Source organism: Nocardiopsis kunsanensis DSM 44524 (assembly GCF_000340965.1).
GTDB lineage: Bacteria > Actinomycetota > Actinomycetes > Streptosporangiales > Streptosporangiaceae > Nocardiopsis > Nocardiopsis kunsanensis.
The window spans coordinates 21,832-36,516 of the sequence record NZ_ANAY01000041.1 but is presented as its reverse complement, the minus strand read 5'-3'; the positions used below and the strand labels follow the sequence as shown (position 1 = coordinate 36,516).

The window sequence follows — 14,685 nt, the reverse complement described above, 5'->3', positions numbered from 1 at the left end:
TCCTCCGCACGAAGCAGAGGGCCCTTCCCTCATTCCCGCGCCCGATTGCATACCTTAACCGGAGATAAGGCTTTGGTGCTTATCTCGAGCGGCCAGAACCAGCACCTTGCGCAAGTCATTTCTATTCTCACCTCTGGTTTTCAGGGCGTGGCAATTTGGACATAGCGCAATCATGTTGACCGGAACATCTTTTCCCCCTTGAGCGAGGTCGCGAACGTGATCCACCTCGAGCATCGGGTCACCATTGACTGCACGCTCATCAGGGTGACCAAGGCATTCAGGATTCTCGCATCTACCCTCGCTTCTCTGCATGACAGCCTTACGAGCCGCAGGCGACCTGAAATATTCCTGAATGCTCCTCGTCGCTGAACTCGCTCTTCTAACTCTCTCAGCCTCTACAGCGCGAGAGTTCAGGAAAACGTACCTCTCCACCATCCCCTTGAACCCCACCTCCAATTCATTCTGAGCGAAACACTCTACATCCTCGCTTTCCAGTTCCAGGGTTTCATCGTAGAATTTTGCCATATCATCATCCAAGGCATTCAGAACAGGGCGGGGCCAACTTTCTACATCAGGAGATGGAACCGGAGCAAGGACCCAGACATACTCCTTTCGCTCCTTTCCGTCGGTTCCAATACCCCACTGACGCCGACGCTGAACGATGACTGTCCAGGTCTCGAACCTATAACCCCTTCTCCCATCCCCTCGCCAGAATCGCACAGGAATACGCCGCTCCTGGCATTCTGCCATCTTCCGGTTTCCAGAGATCAGATTCTGGTCACCATATAGCCCATCCCCGACGTAGGCGATCCATCCTGTGTCCTGCATCACTTTATCTGAATACGGGCTCGAGGTCTTGGATATAGCCGATACATAGCCATCCACAAAGCGCACAATCCCCCGCACACCATCTCCTCCGTATGCCGCGGAAATTCCAAGCCGCTTGGAAAACCATTCCCCAATTTGCGGCAGCAAGGCTGAGTAGAGGCGACCACGCGTAAATTCCTCAAGGTCAAGCCTGTCGATGAATCTTTCAGAGGCCCCCGGGAAGAACCTCGTAAGTACTGCGCTTACCACAGACGCAGCCCATTGAGGATCGTTATCAAAAAATTCCGAATAATTCGGCGCAAGCCTCACTGCCTCGACAGGACCTTCAGGGATGTTCTCGATAGCCTCCCACACGCCCGCTTCAAGGAGCCGATCGATTGCCCTGTCCGCATCTCTCTTCTCATGAGAAGAAAGATTGAACTTTGCCAGGATCAGAGAGAGCTCATCCGAGGCTTCAGTTCGCGATGGCACAACCTTCTTTTGCGTTACTTTTTGACCCACCGACCACAGGAAGCCAACCGAGGAATGGATGTCTTTTTCAGAAGGACCTGACTTTCTTTCCTTCGCCAGGTTCAGTGTCTCCATCAAAGCTCGGGCTGTGTCGCTCACTTTAAATTCCTTTTTAGGGGGAGAGCCAGGAGGGGGCCTGACTCCGAAGCCACAAAGGCTACACCCTTCCCCGCGCCCCCTTAAAGGCCTTTATCTCAAGGATTTGATGCGCAGATAATTCTGAACACACTTACGACTCATTCAACTACTCTGTGCAGCCCCAATGCGAGCCCACGACCACCGGAGGCCCCGGCCACACCCCCGGGGGCGGTACCGTCGAGATCGTGTGTTACCGGAACGAGACAGGACAGACCGGATACGCACGCGGGCGGCGCCCGCACGCGACAGTGACCGTCCCGCGACCCGACCACCGGAGGCCCCAGTGAGCTCCCCCTCTCCCCTGCGTGAGACCGACCCGCGCCGCGTCGGCGCGTTCGTCCTGACCGGACGGATCGGCACCGGGGGCCAGGGCACCGTGTACCTGGCCGAGGGGCCGGACGGGGTCCCGGTAGCGGTCAAGACCCTCAACAGCGAGGTTGTGGACGACCCGGGGATGCGGCAGCGGTTCGTGCGCGAGGCACAGGCGGCGCGTCAGGTCGCGTCGTTCTGCACCGCGGCGGTGCTGGCGGTGGACTTCGAGGCCCGGCCGCCCTACATCGTCAGCGAGTACGTGGACGGCCCGTCGTTGCAGGACCACCTGGGTACGCAGGGGCCGATGGGCGGCGGCGATCTGAGCCGCCTGGCGGTGGCGACAGCGACGGCGCTGGTGGCGATCCACGAGGCGGGGATCGTGCACCGCGACCTCAAACCCGGCAACGTCCTTCTGGGCGGGGACGGGGCCCGGGTCATCGACTTCGGGATCGCGCAGAACACCCTCGGTGCGGGCACACTGACCAACTCACCGATCGGCACGCCGGCGTTCATGGCGCCGGAACAGATCGCCGACGGGCGGGCGACGGCCGCCTCGGACGTCTTCTCCTGGGGTGCGGTCATCGCGTACGCGGCCACGGGACGATCGCCGTTCCAGGGCACGACGGTGGCGAACGTGCTGCACAACGTCGTCAACGTCGAACCCGACCTGAGCCGGGTGCCCGAGCCCCTGCGCGACCTGGTGGCCGGAGCGCTGGCCAAGGACCCGGCGGCGCGGCCGAGCTCGGTGGACGTGCTCATGAGGCTGCTGGGGCGCCAGGGCGGCCCCGCGGACGCGGGCACGCTCGTGCAGGCCGCGCACGCGGCGCAGGCGACCATGGTCGCCCCGACCGCAGCGCAGGGGCAGGCGGTCGGCGCGAAGGGGCCGCGGAAGCGCTCGCGTGCGCGTGGCTGGCTGCTGGGCACCGGGGCGGTCCTGGCGGGCGCGGGGTTGTTCCTGGCGGGCCTGTCTCTGGGCCTGGGAATGAACGCCCCGCCCTGGCAGGCGGACTCTCAGGGGGGCTCCGAGCAGTCGGCCGGTGCCGGCGAGCCGGGTTCGGAAGGCGGAACGGAGCCGAGCGGGGACCCCGAGGAGCCCGCGTCCGGTGACCGCGACCTGGATCCCGCCGAGGGTGTGCCCCGGTTCTCCCAGGCTCACGAGGGCGATTGGGAGGGTGTGGCCGAGAACGGTGCCCAGGTGGAGTTGCAGGCCCAGGAGGGCGACCAGTCCGGCCAGCTCGACATCGACCGCGACGACTGCGACACGGACCTGAATCTGAGCGGGTCGACCGATCGTGGATACGACGCGGTGGTCTCCTTCGACTCGATGGAGCCCGGCCAGTGTGTGCTCACGCAGTCGGCGCGGCTCGACGAGCAGGTCGCGGTGATCGTGGACGGCGACACGATGGCGATCGACTTCTTCGATGAGGGCGACGTCGGCGGTGAGCCGGTGACCACGCTCAGCCTGGCCCGGGTGGACTGACCGGGAGCTCGTTCGCTTCTGGCCCGGAGCCACAGACCGCCGGCCGCTCAGCTCAGCTCGAGGGTGGTCGAGCAAGCGGGATCGTCCTCGTCGACGGAGCCGCGGGCGCTGCACGCTCGTGCCGCTCCTTCCCCTGCCCCGCGGGGTTCTCGTCCCTGTCCACATCCCGCCCTGGACAGGCATTCGAAACCGTGTTCGAATATGAGTCATGCGCTGGGAGAACCTCCGAAACGACACCGAGGACACGGGGCAGCAGACCCTGTTCGAGGCACCAACCCCACCCGAGCGCGGCACCGGCCGCGCGGGGTTGAAGGCACCGGGGCCGGGCCCCGTGGAGTCCGGTACCGGCGACGCCCCCGTGGCGGTGGAGATCCGGGCCCGGTCGATCATCAACCGGGTTCCGGGCGAAGATCCCATGATGCGGTGGACGCTCAATCCGTACCGCGGGTGCGCGCACGCGTGTGTGTACTGCTTCGCGCGGCGCACACACGAGTACCTCGATCTGGACAGCGGCCGGGACTTCGACACCCGGATCATGGTCAAGACCAACGCCGGCGAACTACTGCGCGCCGAGCTGGCGCGTCCCGACTGGGCCGGGGAGCCGGTGGCGATGGGCACCAACACCGACCCGTACCAGCGTGCGGAGGGCCACTACCGGCTCATGCCGCAGATCATCGGGGCGCTGCGCGACGCGGCCAACCCGTTCTCACTGCTCACCAAAGGTCGGTTGGTGCTGCGCGACCTCGACCTCATCGAGGAGGCGTCCCGGGTCACGGATGTGGGCCTGGCGGTCTCGGTCGGGTCTGTGGACGAGGCGGTGTGGCGGTCGGTGGAGCCGGGCACGCCGAGCCCGCGCGCACGGCTGGACGTGGTGCGCCGCTTCGCCGAACGGGGACTGCGCTGTTCGGCGCTGATGGCGCCGATCCTGCCGGGGCTCACCGATTCGGCGGAGCAGATCGAGGAGACCGTCGCGGCGATCGCCGAGGCGGGGGCGGCCCGCCTCACCCCGGTCGTTCTGCACCTGCGGCCCGGTGCGCGGGAGTGGTACCGGGCGTGGCTGCAGCGGGAGCATCCGCACCTGGTGCCGCTGTACCGGGAGTTGTACGGACGCGGTTCCTACGTCCCGAAGGCCTACGGCGACGCGGTTGTGGCGGCGGTGCACGAGGCCGCCGGACGGTACGGGCTCAACGGGCCCGCGCGGCACCGGCCACGGAAGGAACGCACGCGCCCGGCCACACCGTCGCAGACACCGGCCCCGGGAGCCGCGACTCAGCAGCTCTCCCTCGGTTTTTGACCTCGGACCCGTGGGGGAAACGGGCCGCCCGGCCCGGCCGGCTCAGACAGAGACGTCACGCTCGGGCACGGTGACGCGGATCTTGGACTGGCCGTGCGGGAGCTCTTCCCAGTCGTCCATGAACTTCGCGTTCAGTCCGTGCCTCTCGGCCAGGGCGATCAGGTTCTCGGTGCGGTAGTAGAAGTCCTCGCGCAGCACGTGGTGCTCGGCGCCCTCGGTGCGGTCGAAGGTGAAGTCGAAGAACCCGCCCGGGGCGAGCACCCGTTCCACGTGGGCCAGGCACTCGTCGATGACCTGTGGCGGGGAGTGCGAGAAGACGCTGTGGGCGTGGACGACGTCGAAGTGGTGCTCGGGCAGGAAGTCGAAGGTCAGGTCGTGGGTGAGTGTCAGGTGCGGGAGCTTGTGCTGCAGTCCGCGTTCGGACAGCACCTTCTTGGCTGCGATGAGGATGTCCGGGGAGATGTCGATCCCGTAGTAGTCACCGGGGTCGAGGTACTCGATGAAACGCCACCCGGCGCGCAGGTTGCCGCAGCCGATGTCGAGCATGCGTTGGCCGGGCTTGAGGCCGTGGCCGGTCAGGTAGTCGAACTGCATCCGGCCCAGGGCCAGCCAGCGCTTCTCGTTGCGGCTGCCCACGGCCCTCCTGGGGTCGCGCGCGGTGTCGGAGGCCATCACCGCGCGGTAGTAGGAGACGTGGTCGCGGTGGGTCAGTCGCAGCCGCATGTCGCGGGCGGAGCGGCGCAGGTACGGGCCGATCCGTTCGGGGTGGCGCATCGCGTAGCGGATGCGGTGCCTCAGGGAGGAACGATCCGCGGTGAGTGAGGTTCGTTTCGGCATCGGCTGTTCGTGGCCTTCTCGGTCGGTCACCCTGGTGCTGTGGCGCTCCAGGTGCGGGAACTCGTCCTGTCCGCGGGGCGTGCTCGCTCGGGGGCGTGCTGTCGCGGACGGGGATCCCAGACTCTCACGCGCGCGCGTTTGCGTGGGTTAAGGAACACGTGAAGTTTGCCCGGTGGAGACCGCCCGTTCCGGGCGGCGGGACACCGGTGTGATCGGCGGGTGCCGAGCCCGGGCGCGGTATCCGGCCGCGGGTCGGCTGTTCGCGCCCTGCCGGCGCCGGGTCGTTGCGCCGAGGCCCGGCGGGGTTCTCCCGGCCGCGGACGGTCCCGAGCAGCGCCCTGGGGCGGCTAGAATTTGAAAACGGTTTTCATTTTAATCTTGGGGGATTCCCCCGGAAGGAGGACACCATGCGCATCGCCTTGGTCACCGGCCTGCACGGGCTCGCGCGCCACGAAGCCGCGCAGGCCCTGCTCTCGACCTCCCCGCACTCACTCGCGGTCCACCACGACCTGGCCCGCACCGGCGAAGGGACGGTACTGCGCCTGACCCACGGCGCCGACGGCACACACGAACGCGAACAGGTCCGCCTCGACCACGCCTGCGCCTCCTGCACCCTGCGCGAGGACCTGATCCCCTTCCTCCTGCGCACCGCCGAGGCAGGACACCACGACCTGGTGGTGGTCGAGGCCTGGAACAGCGTCGAACCCCAGCTCATCGCCGAGAGCATCGCCGCGCGGGACGAGCTGCGCCTGGCCGCCGTCGTCACCGCCGTGGACACCGCCCGCCTCACCACCGACCTGAGTACCCACGACGACCTCACCGACCGCGGCCTGGACATCGCCCAGGACGATCACCGCACGGTCACCGAGGTCCTCACCCGCCAGATCGAGTACCCCGGCCTCCTCGCCCTGCGGGGCGAGCCCACACCCCACACCCTCGCCCTGCTCGCCCAGCTCAACCCCGGGGCCCCGGCCGTCCCCACCCACGCGGCCGCCGACGGTTGGTCCGGCACCGAGTTCGACACCGGCGCCGCCCGCGCCCGGACCGAACCCGCCTGGGCCCACTACACCGACCACCCCGAGGAACACGGGGTCAGTACGGTGACCTGGACCCGCACCCGGCCCCTGCATCCCGGGCGCCTGGCCCGGGCCCTGGAGGACCTCGCTTCCGTCAGCCTGCGCGGCCGGGGGCGTTTCTGGCTGGCCGGCCGGCCCGACAACCTCATGGTCTGGGACTCCCACCAGGACCTGCTCCTGGTCGACAACGGCGGCCCCTGGTTGGCTGCCCTACCCGGAGCCGCCCTGGACCTGGTCTCCCCCGAACGCCGCGCCGCCGCCCTCCGCGACTGGGACCCCGAGGTGGGCGACCGGCGCCAGCACCTGGCCTTCACCGGGGTGGACATGGACGCCCGCGCCCTGGTGGAGCTGCTGGACTCGTGCCTGGCCACCGACGAGGAGACCGGCCAGGGGTTCCGCCACGACCCCTTCTCCGCGCTCTCGGAGAGGTGAGCGGGCCGCAACAATCCCCGCGACGACACAGCACGCCGGGACAGAACCCACACTTTCCCACAGGGACGCACACATAAAGCAAACAGACACCCCCCATTGACACCCCGAACGGCAAGGAGCACACTGAGAAACAACAAGAACCAACACACCCGAACAGACGGGGGTCGGATGCTGGCCGCACAACGGCAGGAGCGGATCCTCGAACGGCTCCGGCGCGAGGGGAGCGTACGCGTCACCGACCTCGTCGGCGACCTGTCGGTCTCCGACATGACCGTGCGGCGCGACCTGGACACCCTGGAGGTCCGCGGCGCCCTGCGCAAGGTGCACGGCGGCGCCGTCGCCCCCGAGGGTCCCCGAACCGAAGAGCCCGGGTTCGCCGCCAAGTCGACCCTGCAGGCCGCACAGAAACACGCCGTCGCCCGCGCCGCGGCCGAGCTCGTCGAACCCCACAGCGCAGTGGGGTTGTCGGCCGGCACCACGACCGCGCTGGTCGCCGAGTACCTGCGCGAGAGGCCCGGCCTGACCGTCATCACCAACTCGCTGCACGTGGCCGAGGTCTTCCACCGCTCGGAACGCTCCGACCAGACGGTGGCGCTGACCGGCGGGTTCCGCACCCCCTCCGACGCGCTGGTCGGACCGCTCGCCCTGGCCTCGGTGCGCGGCATCAACCTCGACACCCTGGTCCTGGGCGTGCACGGCATGGCCGAGCGGGCCGGGTTCACCACCCCCAACCTCATGGAGTCCGACACCGACCACGCCCTGGTGGAGGCGGCCGAGACCCTGGTGGTGGCCGCCGACTCCAGCAAGTGGGACACGGTCGGGCTGAGCACCATCGCCCCCTTGGACCGCTGCGACGTGCTCGTCACCGACGACGGGCTCGCCCCGGACGCCCGCCGCACCCTGGAGGAGCACGTGGGCCGCCTCGTGATCACCGACGTTCCCCCGGAGACCGGATGAGGAAGACCACCGCGACGCTGGCCGACGGCCGGCAGATCATCTACTACGACGAGTCCGACGGCCCCCGCCGCGTTCCGCACCAGGACCGGCGCGAGCTGCCCGGACCCGCGCCGGGCTCGGAACTGCGCCGGGACCCGCTCACCCGGGAACCGGTCGTGGTCGCGGCCCACCGCCAGAGCCGCACCCACCTTCCTCCCACCGACCAGTGCCCGCTGTGCCCCTCCAGCGGCGGCCGGCGGACCGAGATCCCCTCCCCCGACTACGACGTGGTCTCCTTCGAGAACCGCTTCCCCGCCCTCAGCGGCGACCAGGGCCGCTGCGAAGTGCTGTGCTTCTCCTCCGACCACAACACCTGCCTGGCCCAGCTGGGCGCCGAGCGGGTACGCACCATCGTCGACGCCTGGGCCGACCGCAGCGCCGCGCTGGCCGAGCAACCCGGGATCGAGCAGGTGTACTGCTTCGAGAACCGGGGACCGGAGATCGGGGTGACCCTGCACCACCCGCACGGGCAGACCTACGCGCTACCCTTCGTCACACCCCGCACCGCAACGGTGCTGGACTCGGCCCGCGCCCACCGGGAAGAGACCGGCGGCGACCTGTTCGAGGACGTCCTGGCCGCCGAACAGAACGGCCCGCGCGTGGTCGCGCGCAACGACCACTGGACCGCGTTCGTGCCCGAGGCCGCCCGGTGGCCGGTGGAGGTACACGTGTACCCGCACCGGCACGTACCCGACCTGCCCTCCCTGGACGGCACCGAACGCGACGCCTTCGCCGAGCTCTACACCGACCTGCTCGGCCGGCTCGACCGCCTCTTCGACACCCCGCTGCCCTACGTCTCCGCCTGGCACCAGGCACCCGTGCGCCAGGGCCGGGACCGGGACCTGTCCCGCCTGCGCCTGGAGGTCTTCTCCGTGCGCCGCACCGCCGAAAAACTCAAGTACCTGGCCGGGACCGAGTCCGGCATGGGCGTGTTCATCAACGACGTCGCCCCCGAGACCACCGCCCGGCGTCTGAGGGAGGCCTGCCCGTGAAACTCCTCGTCACCGGCGGCGCCGGATACGTCGGCAGTGTCGTCAGCGCCCTGCTGCTCGAGGCCGGGCACGAGGTCACCGTGCTCGACGTGCTCTCCGCCGGGCACCGCGACGCCGTACCCTCCGGGGCCGCCTTCGTGGAGGGCGGCGTCCACGACGCCGCCCGGGTCCTGGATCCCTCCTTCGACGCCGTCCTGCACTTCGCCGGCAAGTCCCTGGTGGGTGAGTCCGTACAGGACCCGGGCCCCTACTGGCACACCAACGTCGGCGGCACCCTCGCCCTGCTGGAGGCGATGCGCGAACACGGGGTCGACCGGCTGGTCTTCTCCTCCACCGCCGCCACCTACGGCGACCCGCCCACGGACGCGCCCCTGCGCGAGAGCGACCCGACCTCACCCACCAACCCCTACGGCGCGGGCAAACTCGCCGTGGACCACATGCTCACCGGATGGGCCGGCGCCCACGGCCTGGGCGCGGTCAGCCTGCGCTACTTCAACGTGGCCGGTGCCCACGCCGGTCTCGGCGAGAGGCACGACCCGGAGACCCACCTGATCCCCAACCTGCTGAAGGTCGCCGCCGGCCAGAGCTCGCACGCCTCGGTCCACGGCACCGACCACCCCACCTGCGACGGCACCGCGGTCCGCGACTACCTGCACGTGCGCGACCTGGCCGAGGCCCACGTGCGCGCGTTGGAGCGCACCGAACCGGGCACGCACCGCATCTACAACCTGGGCAGCGGCGGCGGCTCCACGGTCCGCCAGGTGTTGGCAGCGGTGCGGCGCGTGACCGGGCACCCCGTGCCCGCGGTCGACGGTCCCCGGCGCGCGGGCGACCCGTCGGTACTGGTGGCCGCCAACGACCGGGCACGCGAGGAACTCCACTGGCAGCCCTCCCGCGACCTGGACACGATCGTCGCCGACGCCTGGGCATTCGTCCGCGGCCGTTCGGGAAAGCAGGCGGCGCCGTGAACGGCCCGGCCGCGCAGTTCCGGCAGGCCTTCGGCCGCTCCCCCCAAGGGGTGTGGGCCGCGCCGGGGCGCATCAACCTCATCGGTGAGCACACCGACTACAACGGCGGGTTCGCGCTGCCGATCGCGTTGCCCCACAGCCTGACCGTGGCCGCCGCGCGCCGCGACGACGGGAAGGTGCGGTTGCACTCCCGCCAGTTCCCCGGGCCGCACGAGTTCTTCCTGGACGGTCTGGCGCCCGGTTCGGTGCCGGAGGGGGCCGCCTACCAGGCCGGGGCCCTGTGGGTGCTGCTGGAGGAGGGCCACAGGGTCGGCGGGCTCGATCTGCTGGTGGACAGCACGATCCCGGCCGGCAGCGGCCTGTCGACGTCGGCGGCGCTGTGCTGTGCGACGGTCCTGGCCGCCACCGGTCTGTACGGGCACGAGCCCGCACCGGAGGAGGTGGCGCGGCTCGCCCAGCGTGCGGAGAACGATTTCGTCGGTGTGCCCTGCGGGATCATGGACCAGTCGGCGGTGATGCTGGCCGAGCAGGGGCGGGCGCTGTTCCTGGACTGCCGGTCCCTGACCACCGTGTCCGAGCCCTTCGACCTGGCCGAGCAAGGCATGTCGCTCCTGGTGGTGGACACCAGGGCGCCGCGCCGGCTGGTGGAGGGCGCCTACGCCGATCGCCGCAGCTCCTGCGAGAGGGCCGCCCGTGTACTGGAGGTCTCGGCGCTGCGCGAGGTCACCGGTCCGGAGCTGGACCGGGCGCTGCAGCGCCTGCCCGAGGGGCCGGTACGGGCACGGGTGCGGCACGTGGTGACCGAGAACGAGCGGGTGCTGCGGGCCGTGGAGCTGTTGCGGGCGGGACGTCTGCGTGAGGTAGGACCGCTGTTGACGGCCTCGCACGTGTCCCTGCGTGAGGACTACGAGGTCAGTGTCGCCGAGGTCGACACCGCGGTGGAGGCGGCGCTGTCGGCGGGTGCCCTGGGGGCTCGCATCACCGGTGGCGGTTTCGGTGGCTGTGTGATCGCTCTGGTGGACTCCGAACAGGTGCAGGTGTGCACCGAGGCGGTACGTGCGGCCTTCGCCGAACGCGGGTTCGGTGCACCGGAGGTGTTCACGGCCCTGCCGTCGGCCGGGGCCCGCCGCCTGAGCTGAGCTCAGCGCGTCCACGGGGACGGCAGGAAGGTTCCCGGGCGCGGGAGGACGGACCGGGCTCACGACGGAAGCGGACGCGGTCCGCGGGCCGGGCCGGTGCTGCGCGGGACCGGCCCGCGGGAAGCGCGCAACGGCGTGTCGCCGCAGATTCCCACTCTCGCACGGCGGAAGTCGAGAGACTGGTCGCGCTCGCGGTCCCCGGCACCCGGAGCGTCCTCACCGCCGGGGCGCAGCCGACCGGACCCGTCGAGGAGAACCCGCAGCGATGACGCAGATCCAGGGGCGTGTTTACGTCGAGGGACGCCTCACCGAGACCTTCCAGGACCTCCGTGCGGGGGCCGATGTGCTCCGCCGCCCGGAGGTGATGGTCTGGATCGGTCTGGTGGAACCGGACACGCACACCCTGGAAGTGGTGGCGGAGGTGTTCGCGCTCCATCCGCTGGCCGTCGAGGATGCACGCAAGGGGCACCAGCGGGCCAAACTGGAGCGGTACGGCGACACGCTGTTCGTCGTGCTGCGACCGGCCGGGTACGACGACGAGGACGAACGCGTCGAGTTCGGCGAGGTGCACCTGTTCATCGGACCGCGCTTCGTCATCACGGTCCGGCGTGAGGCGAGGCCGGACCTGAGGGTGGTCCGCGAGATCCTGGAGTCCGACCCGGAGTTCCTCGCTCTGGGACCGGAGGCGTTGCTGACGGCGTTCTTCGACGAGGTCGTGGACCGGGAGGCCCCCGTCATCGCCGGCCTGGAGGAGGACATCGACGAGATCGAGGAGGACCTCTTCGGTGAGTCCGACATCGACCCCGGGCTGACGGAGCGGATCTACCGGCTGTTGGGGCAGGTGATCACCTTCCAACGCGCGGTCCAGGAGCATCCGGCCATGTTGGAGGGGCTGCTGCGTGGGGCCGACAGGTACGGCACCGACGACGAGGTCCGGCACCGGCTGCGCAACGTGCACGACCACACCGTGCGGGTGGCGGCTCGGGTCGATACCGCCCGGGTACTGCTGGAGAACACGCTCACCGTCCACTCCACGCTGGTGTCCCTGGAGCAGAACGAGGAGATGCGGCGGATGTCGGGCGCCAGCCTCCGGCTGGCGGAGGAGACCATCGAGCAGGGCGAGAAGGTCAAGAAGATCTCGTCGTGGGCGGCGATCCTGTTCACCCCGACCCTCATCGCCTCGGTCTACGGGATGAACTTCGACCTGATGCCCGAGCTGCACTGGTCGTTGGGGTATCCGTTCTCCCTGGTGCTGATGCTCGGCCTGGCCCTCGGGCTCTGGGGCGTGTTCAAGTGGCGCCGCTGGCTCTGAGGAAGCGGCACAGGCGGCGTGTACCCTTCTCCGGGTACGTCGGCCTCCTCCCCGGGGGGAAGGCGCACGAGCCGTCCGTCACCCGCGCGGGGAGAGGTGACCGCGTCCCCTCCCCCTCACCACGAAAGACGAGCTTGACCGAGGAAACCCGCTCCGAGAAAAACACCGGCCTGCCCTACCTCCACATGGTGCTGGTCGGCGTCCTGTTCCTGCTTCTCATGCTGGTCAAGTTCGAGGACCCCGTGCCCTCGTTGCGAACGCCCTTGATGATCGCCCTCAATGTGGGACTGGTCGTGGGCGCCTTCCTTCTGGGCAGTAGGACCGTGAAGAAGGACTGACCGCCACGGGAAAGCCCATCGGGTGTCGCTCGCACCGCACCGAGCGGTGCAGTACCGCTTCCGTGCGGGCGGACCCGTTCTCCACCCGCGCTGCCAACCGCCGGTCCCGTGTACACCGCCGCGTGCCGTCTGCAACGAGTACGTGAGCGATGAGGGGAGGAACAGGAAAGGGCTCACCGTACGGTGAGCCCTTCCGTTGTGTCGGGACGGCGGGATTTGAACCCACGACCCCTTGACCCCCAGTCAAGTGCGCTACCAAACTGCGCCACGTCCCGTGAGAGCCGGATCGGCACCGCGTTCACGGCGCCGCCGACGGGACGACTCTATCGCATCTGCGGCACTGACCGGACATCGCTCCTGCGGCCCGGCTGCCTGGAGCCCCGGTCATGTATCAGGGCCGTGGACGGAGGAGAGTCACCGCACGCTTCACGCTCTGCAGCGGAACCCTCCGCTTCCGGTCAAAAGCAGCGCATATGTTCAAAAATGAACAAACAGCCCCATGCTGCACACAACCATGCGAGGAGTGCCCTCAGGATGAGCGAGAACAGCCGGTTCGAGCGCGGACGCCCCGTCGTCCTGCGCGGTGGCACGGTGCTGCCCATGGACGACGCCCGCACCGTACTTCCCGAGACCGACGTCCTCGTCGTCGACGACCGTGTCGTGGAGATCGGCCGCGACCTGCCCGTCCCCGACGGCGCCGCCGTCATCGACGCCACCGACGGCATCGTCATGCCGGGCATGATCGACACCCACCGCCACATGTGGCAGACCGCGATGCGCGGCTACGGCGCCGACTGGACCCTGACCCAGTACTTCGTCTGGTACTACATGGAGGGCGGCAAGCTCTTCCGTCCCGAGGACGTCCACGCCGGCAACGCCCTGGCCGCGGTCGAGGCCCTCGAGGCCGGGGTGACCACGGTCGTGGACTGGTCGCACGGGCTGCAGACCGTCGACCACGCCGACGCCGCCGCCGACGCCCTGGAGTCGGTCCCGGGCCGCTACGTGCTGGCCTACGGCAACATCCAGGCCCAGCCCGGCGAGTGGGCCACCGACCCGGCCTTCCGCGACTTCGTACGCCGCCGCTTCGACGGCGACCGCGACATGCTCGACATCCAGATCGCCTTCGACGTCACCGGCGACCCGGAGTTCCCCGAGAAGCCCGCCTTCGAGGCCGCGCGCGAGCTCGGCCTGCCCGTGACCACCCACGCGGGCGTGTGGGGCGCCACCGGCGACGACTCCATCCGGCTCATGCACGAGCACGGGTTCATGACACCCGAGACCGTCTACGTGCACGCCGCGTCGCTGTCGACCGACTCCTACCACCGCATCGCCGCGACCGGCGGCAGCGTCTCGGTCTCCACCGAGAGCGAGCAGAGCGCCGGCCAGGGATACCCGCCCACGTGGAAGCTGCGCGAGCACGGCATCCCGGTGTCGCTGTCGATGGACACCAGCGCCTGGTGGAGCGGCGACCTGTTCTCCGCGATGCGCTCCACGCTGGGCGCCGACCGTTCCCGCGAGCACTTGGAGGCGCAGTCGCGCGGTGAGACCGTCACCCACGCGGCCCTGCGCGCGGACCAGGTCGTGGAGTGGGCGACCCGCGGCGGCGCCCACGCACTGGGCCGCGGCGACGACCTGGGCCGGATCAGCCCCGGCGCCAAGGCCGACCTGGTGCTCATCAAGAACGACCACTCCCCGGTCTCGTTCCCGATGCTCAACCCCTACGGCCACGTGGTCTTCCAGGCCCAGCGCGGCGACGTGCACACGGTCATGGTCGACGGGCGCGTGGTCAAGCACGAGCACCGCCTGGTCGGCATCGACCTGGCCACGGTCCGCCGGAACGTGGAGTCGACCATCGACCACCTGCGCGGCGAGCTCGGCGAGGAGGAGTGGGCCAAGGGCATGAACCCCGACGTGCCCGAGCCGACCATCCTCGACAACCCCTACAGCTACACCGACTACAAGAGCGCCTCCACCCACGGGGGCTGAAGCTCCGGAGCCACTGGGGCGCACCGGGTCGGGCCCGGTGCGCCCCT

General features: G+C 69.3%; 12 protein-coding genes and 1 tRNA gene. 10 read left to right on the top strand and 3 right to left on the bottom strand.

The features are described 5' to 3' along the window. Window positions 1–54: 54 nt before the first annotated feature. The gene (locus D456_RS26705; protein WP_152442638.1) at window positions 55–1,437 is read right to left on the bottom strand and encodes an HNH endonuclease signature motif containing protein; all 1,383 of its coding nucleotides are present in this window, start codon (window positions 1,435–1,437) and stop codon (window positions 55–57) included. A gap of 322 nt (window positions 1,438–1,759) precedes the next feature. On the opposite strand from D456_RS26705, the gene D456_RS26360 reads away from it, so the two are divergent. Together D456_RS26360 and D456_RS0120820 are read left to right on the top strand one after the other, a co-directional pair. Then, a complete protein-coding gene (locus tag D456_RS26360; protein WP_026116077.1) occupies window positions 1,760–3,268 on the top strand; it encodes a serine/threonine-protein kinase in 1,509 nt (502 codons plus the stop codon). Window positions 3,269–3,476: 208 nt separating this feature from the next. After that, window positions 3,477–4,562 (top strand): Rv2578c family radical SAM protein, encoded by a 1,086-nt coding sequence (locus tag D456_RS0120820; protein WP_017578110.1) that lies wholly within the window; start codon window positions 3,477–3,479, stop codon window positions 4,560–4,562. 42 nt (window positions 4,563–4,604) lie between these two features. Here D456_RS0120820 and D456_RS0120815 read toward each other — a convergent pair whose 3' ends face one another. Next, the gene (locus tag D456_RS0120815; protein ID WP_017578109.1) at window positions 4,605–5,399 is read right to left on the bottom strand and encodes a class I SAM-dependent methyltransferase; all 795 of its coding nucleotides are present in this window, start codon (window positions 5,397–5,399) and stop codon (window positions 4,605–4,607) included. A 407-nt stretch (window positions 5,400–5,806) separates the two neighbouring features. On the opposite strand from D456_RS0120815, the gene D456_RS0120810 reads away from it, so the two are divergent. The 7 genes from D456_RS0120810 to D456_RS0120780 all read left to right on the top strand — a co-directional run bounded on the left by D456_RS0120810 (window position 5,807) and on the right by D456_RS0120780 (window position 12,652). Then, window positions 5,807–6,907 carry a CobW family GTP-binding protein gene (locus D456_RS0120810; protein ID WP_017578108.1) on the top strand — a complete coding sequence of 367 codons (1,101 nt, stop codon included), beginning with the start codon at window positions 5,807–5,809 and terminating at the stop codon, window positions 6,905–6,907. Between the two features lie 168 nt (window positions 6,908–7,075). Further along, complete coding sequence (locus D456_RS0120805) at window positions 7,076–7,864, top strand: DeoR/GlpR family DNA-binding transcription regulator (protein WP_017578107.1); 789 nt, start codon at window positions 7,076–7,078, stop codon at window positions 7,862–7,864. Beyond that, window positions 7,861–8,895: a galactose-1-phosphate uridylyltransferase gene (gene galT / locus D456_RS0120800; RefSeq protein WP_017578106.1), complete on the top strand. Its 1,035-nt coding sequence runs from the start codon at window positions 7,861–7,863 to the stop codon at window positions 8,893–8,895. The genes D456_RS0120805 and galT overlap by 4 nt, the downstream gene beginning before the upstream one ends. Further along, window positions 8,892–9,863, top strand: coding sequence for a UDP-glucose 4-epimerase GalE (galE, locus tag D456_RS0120795; protein WP_017578105.1), 972 nt, complete (start codon window positions 8,892–8,894; stop codon window positions 9,861–9,863). Before galT ends, galE begins: the two co-directional genes overlap by 4 nt. Then, window positions 9,860–11,002 (top strand): galactokinase, encoded by a 1,143-nt coding sequence (gene galK / locus D456_RS0120790; protein WP_017578104.1) that lies wholly within the window; start codon window positions 9,860–9,862, stop codon window positions 11,000–11,002. The genes galE and galK overlap by 4 nt, the downstream gene beginning before the upstream one ends. Window positions 11,003–11,267: 265 nt before the next feature. Beyond that, window positions 11,268–12,314 (top strand): magnesium and cobalt transport protein CorA, encoded by a 1,047-nt coding sequence (locus D456_RS0120785; protein WP_017578103.1) that lies wholly within the window; start codon window positions 11,268–11,270, stop codon window positions 12,312–12,314. A gap of 134 nt (window positions 12,315–12,448) precedes the next feature. Next, window positions 12,449–12,652, top strand: coding sequence for a hypothetical protein (locus tag D456_RS0120780; RefSeq protein ID WP_017578102.1), 204 nt, complete (start codon window positions 12,449–12,451; stop codon window positions 12,650–12,652). A gap of 201 nt (window positions 12,653–12,853) precedes the next feature. Here the strand turns inward: D456_RS0120780 and D456_RS0120775 are convergent. Next, window positions 12,854–12,927 (bottom strand) — tRNA-Pro (locus D456_RS0120775). Window positions 12,928–13,186: 259 nt separating this feature from the next. Between D456_RS0120775 and D456_RS0120770 the strand changes: the two genes are divergently transcribed. Continuing rightward, window positions 13,187–14,638 (top strand): amidohydrolase family protein, encoded by a 1,452-nt coding sequence (locus tag D456_RS0120770; RefSeq protein WP_017578101.1) that lies wholly within the window; start codon window positions 13,187–13,189, stop codon window positions 14,636–14,638. Window positions 14,639–14,685: the final 47 nt, after the last annotated feature.

Bases quoted from the DNA above. Each gene is read 5' to 3' on its own strand.
- D456_RS0120815 (WP_017578109.1), bottom strand. From the start codon at position 5,399: ATGCCGAAACGAACCTCACTCACCGCGGATCGTTCCTCCCTGAGGCAC.
- galT (WP_017578106.1), top strand. From the start codon at position 7,861: ATGAGGAAGACCACCGCGACGCTGGCCGACGGCCGGCAGATCATCTAC.
- D456_RS0120805 (WP_017578107.1), top strand. From the start codon at position 7,076: ATGCTGGCCGCACAACGGCAGGAGCGGATCCTCGAACGGCTCCGGCGC.
- D456_RS0120820 (WP_017578110.1), top strand. From the start codon at position 3,477: ATGCGCTGGGAGAACCTCCGAAACGACACCGAGGACACGGGGCAGCAG.
- D456_RS0120810 (WP_017578108.1), top strand. From the start codon at position 5,807: ATGCGCATCGCCTTGGTCACCGGCCTGCACGGGCTCGCGCGCCACGAA.
- D456_RS0120785 (WP_017578103.1), top strand. From the start codon at position 11,268: ATGACGCAGATCCAGGGGCGTGTTTACGTCGAGGGACGCCTCACCGAG.
- D456_RS0120770 (WP_017578101.1), top strand. From the start codon at position 13,187: ATGAGCGAGAACAGCCGGTTCGAGCGCGGACGCCCCGTCGTCCTGCGC.